This is a genomic window from bacterium, from assembly GCA_019912885.1.
In the GTDB taxonomy this organism is placed as follows: domain Bacteria; phylum Lernaellota; class Lernaellaia; order JACKCT01; family JACKCT01; genus JAIOHV01.
Genome location: JAIOHV010000194.1, coordinates 1 through 3,775, shown reverse-complemented (window position 1 = coordinate 3,775; position 3,775 = coordinate 1). Strand labels below are relative to the sequence as shown.

At 67.3% G+C, this 3,775-nt stretch carries 4 protein-coding genes; 3 read left to right on the top strand and 1 reads right to left on the bottom strand.

What is annotated here, in order from left to right; all coding sequences use genetic code 11:
* From K8I61_16975 to K8I61_16965, 3 genes are all read left to right on the top strand, one after another.
* The coding region (locus K8I61_16975) for an outer membrane protein assembly factor BamD (GenBank protein ID MBZ0273735.1) at positions 1–762 on the top strand (762 nt) is incomplete at its 5' end.
* Positions 763–995: 233 nt separating this feature from the next.
* Positions 996–2,498 (top strand): GMC family oxidoreductase N-terminal domain-containing protein, encoded by a 1,503-nt coding sequence (locus K8I61_16970; protein MBZ0273734.1) that lies wholly within the window; start codon positions 996–998, stop codon positions 2,496–2,498.
* Between the two features lie 113 nt (positions 2,499–2,611).
* Positions 2,612–3,154, top strand: coding sequence for a hypothetical protein (locus tag K8I61_16965; GenBank protein MBZ0273733.1), 543 nt, complete (start codon positions 2,612–2,614; stop codon positions 3,152–3,154).
* A gap of 134 nt (positions 3,155–3,288) precedes the next feature.
* Here K8I61_16965 and K8I61_16960 read toward each other — a convergent pair.
* The coding region (locus K8I61_16960) for a TonB family protein (GenBank protein MBZ0273732.1) at positions 3,289–3,775 on the bottom strand (487 nt) is incomplete at its 5' end.

The following is a 3,775-nucleotide window of genomic DNA, read 5'->3' as shown; positions in this document are numbered from 1 at the left end:
CCCATCCCCTTGTCGCGCGCCCGGAACGCGCATCGCCCCGCTCCCCGCGCGAGGCCGGACATCGAGGAAACCTCCGTCCTTGATATCGCCGCCAATGCGGCGTTGCGGCGCGCGGATCCGGACGAGGCGCCGCTTGCCTTTGACGGCACGAACGTCGACCCCATCATCGGGCGCATCCCGATGCCCGATCTGCCCGCGCCCGTGCCGCATCGGCCGGTGCTGTGGATGCTGCGCCAGATCAAGCGCGGCTTCGTGCTCGCGGCGATCGCCTGGATCGCGATCCTCGGGGTGAAGCAGGCGATACGAACCGTGAGCCCACCCGAACCGCTGCCCGTCGCGGTGCCGCTGCCGCCGACGGCGCCCGAAGAGATCGCGGACGTGCGCGAGGCCAATGAGCGGCTCGCCGAGGCCCGGCGCGCGCTGGCCCTGGCGGACTTCGGTGGAGGCGTCAAGGCTCTCGCGGATCTGGCCGCCGACAGGCCCGCGTCGCCCGCGGGACGCAAGGCGATGCTGACGCTCGCGGCGACGTATCGCTACCAGCTTGCCGAGCCGGAAAACGCGGTCGCCTGGTACCGGCGCTTCCTCGAAACCAACCCCGACGCGAAGGAGACGCCCGCGACGATGGCGCGCCTTGGCGACTATTTCGTCGCACTCGGCCGGCCGGCCGAAGCCCGCGAGATCTTTATGCAGCTTCTCGAACGCTTCCCGGGCGATCCGCGTTACGCCCCTGTCGCTCGCCGCGTGCTCGAGGCGTATCGGTGAGAAGAGGCGTATTTTTCGGCGGTACACAGAGAGCACCGAGAAGACACAGAGGACACGGAGTCTTAATTACCTAACGACCATCGGGTCGTTGCGATCCTCTGTGTCCTCCGTGGCTTCCCCGTGTCCTCCGTGTACCGTCGAACGCGTTTCCGAAAAGACTTGATCTTTGCGCCGCGACGACTAAGGCTTGCACCTTCGTTTTCCAAACTTCGTGAGACGCGAATCTTCCGCCCATGAAATACGACATCATCGTCATCGGCTCTGGCTTCGGCGGCTCCGTGACCGCCGCCCGCTGCGCGGAAAAGGGCATGCGCGTGCTCGTTCTGGAACGCGGGCCGTGGTGGGGACCGGCGCACGCCGGACGGTCGAGCATCGATCATCGCCCCTTTCCGCGCGGTGCGGCGCGCTCGCGCAAGTTCCTTCGCAACGTGCGCCTGCAAGTCGGCCGGCGAGGCGGCGAGTGGCTCGTCAACAGCGACGGCCTGTTCGAATACCACGCGTTCGACACGCTCGACGTCATCACCGGCAGCGGCGTCGGCGGCGGATCGCTCATCTACACCAACATGCAGGTCGCGCCGGACGACGACTTTTTCGACGCCTTTCCGCCGGAAATCAGCCCAGGCGAGATGCGACCGTATTACGATCTCGTGCGCGAGATGCAGCGCCCCGAACCGATCCGCGAGCTGCCCGAAAAAAACGTGCGTTTCGCGGAGGCGGTCCGCGCGGCCGGCGCCGGCGAGGTCCGATATCCCGATCTCGCCGTCGTGTTCGCGCGGCCGGGCGATCCGCGCGGGCGTGTCACGAACGCCGCCGGCGTTACGCAGCAGTCCTGCAACTATTGCGGAGAGTGCATCGTCGGCTGCAACGAGACGGCCAAGACGACGCTCGATCTGACCTACATCCCGTGGGCGATCAGCCACGGCGCCGAGCTTCGCCCTTTGTGCGAAGCGATCGCCATCGGCCGCGAATCGTGGGGATACGGTGTGCGCTATCGCGATCACCGCACGGGGCGCGAGCACCACGTCGAGGCGCGGCGGCTCGTGCTGTCCGCCGGCACGCTCAATACCCTGCGCCTGCTTTTCGCGGCGCGCGACCGCCACGGCACGTTGCCGGGCCTCTCGCCGAATCTTGGCCGCCAGTTTTCGCCGAACGGCGATCTACTCTCCGCCTCCCTCATGACGCACGCCCTTTCCGATGCCGGCCACGGGCCGTCGATCAACGCCTTTTTCCGCCGCGAAGACGAGAATGGAAAATACCGCTACCTCGTCGGCGAGTGCGGCATCCCCGTGTCGGCTTTGCCTTTGCCGCGCGGGCTGCGAAAGCGTCTGGCGCGCACGGCCGCTCTTGTCGGCATGGGGCGCGACAGGGCCGACGGCGAGGTCGTCTTCACGGGCAAGCGCCTGCGCGTCCGCGCCGGCCGCGCGACGGGGCCGGACGTGTACGCCGGCATCGAGGCGGACGCCGAACGCGTGCTCGCGCATTACGCCGGCCGCTCGGTTTGGCACAACCTCCCGTCGGGACGCGGCAACAAGCGCGTCGGCACGGTGCATCCGCTAGGCGGCGCGGCGATCGGCCGATCCACGGCGGACGGCGTCGTCGATCACACCGGCCAGGTGTTCGGATATCCGCATCTCTACGTCGCCGACGGCTCGCTCTACCCCGCCGCGCCGGGCGTGCCGCCGTCGCTGACGATCGCGGCGCTCGCCGAGCGACAGGCGGCGCTGATGAGCGCGTAATGAATCTTCACCGCGAAGACGCTAAGGAAACGCGAAGAACGCGAAGCGAGATGAAATCGTCTTCGCGTCTTTGCGCATTCTTCGCGCCTTTGCGGTAAAAAACCGGAGCCGCCATGCTCGATGAACTCATCCTCCGCGAGCCCGAACGCATCGGGCGAGATCGCACGCAACGCACCGCGCTCGCCGTCGACGCGGGCGCGCTCGCGAGGCGCACCACACTTGAGATCGACGCGCTTTTTGACGCGTTGCCCGCGCCCGACACCGAGGAGCTGCGTCCGCGCATGCACGGGCGGCTCGTCGCGGTGTCGTTCCTGGACGCCCTGCCCGCGCCGATCCGCGCGGCGATTTTCTGGTTACTCGCGCTGCCGCTGAATCCCTGGCGCGCCAAATCGTTCGACGAAATTGGCGGCGCGAATTGGTGGGGCGTCGCGCGCGGTCAGCTTTCGTTTGCGTCGTACCGCGTCTTGCGCGAGGTGTCGCCCAACGACGGCCGCGAGTCGGTGCTGCTCGACTACGCCGTCGATGCGACGCCCGCGCCGCTGCGCGCAATCCTCGGCGAGTTGCGCCGCCTGTCGGCGGGCGTGTTGCTGGGGCGCATGTTCTGGCGCGGCAAGGCGGGCGCGACCAGGATTTTGTATTTCACGCTGGAGGGGTGAAATCGTGCGTTGTGGGCAGCGATGGCGCATCATGAAAGCATGGACAATATGGACATAATGGACGCAATGGACCCGGTAGACACGTCCATTTGTCCACGGGGTCCATCCTGTCCATCGATCCCGGTTGATCGCCCCTACCCGTCCAGTCGAAACCGGATCGGCTGGTAGCACCACACATCGTTTCCCGGCGCTTCGTAGGTCCACTGGCGCACGGCCGATATCGCCGCCTGTTCGAATCCCATTCCCGACGGTTCCGCCTTGGCGACTTCCGCGCTCGTCACGTTGCCGCTTGCGCTGATGAACACCTTCAGCACGACGCGCCCCTCCACGCCACTTCGCCGCGCCAGCGCGGGATATTCCGGTTCGACCATGCGGCGCAATTTCGGCGGGCGCGTCACCTTGATCGGCGTCGGGCGCGGCGGCGCGTAGGGTTTCACCGCGTTGGGGTCGGTGAATTGGTCTTCCTGCTTCTTCATCAGCGTATTTCCGACGCGCACCGCGAAGTCGGAATCCTCCACCGTCGATTCTTCCGTCACGCCGAAGACGGGCTTGGCCGGCTCGGACGTTTCCGGTGCGGGCTTGTTCGGCGGCGGCGGGGGCGGCGTCGCCGCCGGCTTGGGC

Bases quoted from the DNA above. Each gene is read 5' to 3' on its own strand.
- K8I61_16965 (MBZ0273733.1), top strand. From the start codon at position 2,612: ATGCTCGATGAACTCATCCTCCGCGAGCCCGAACGCATCGGGCGAGAT.
- K8I61_16970 (MBZ0273734.1), top strand. From the start codon at position 996: ATGAAATACGACATCATCGTCATCGGCTCTGGCTTCGGCGGCTCCGTG.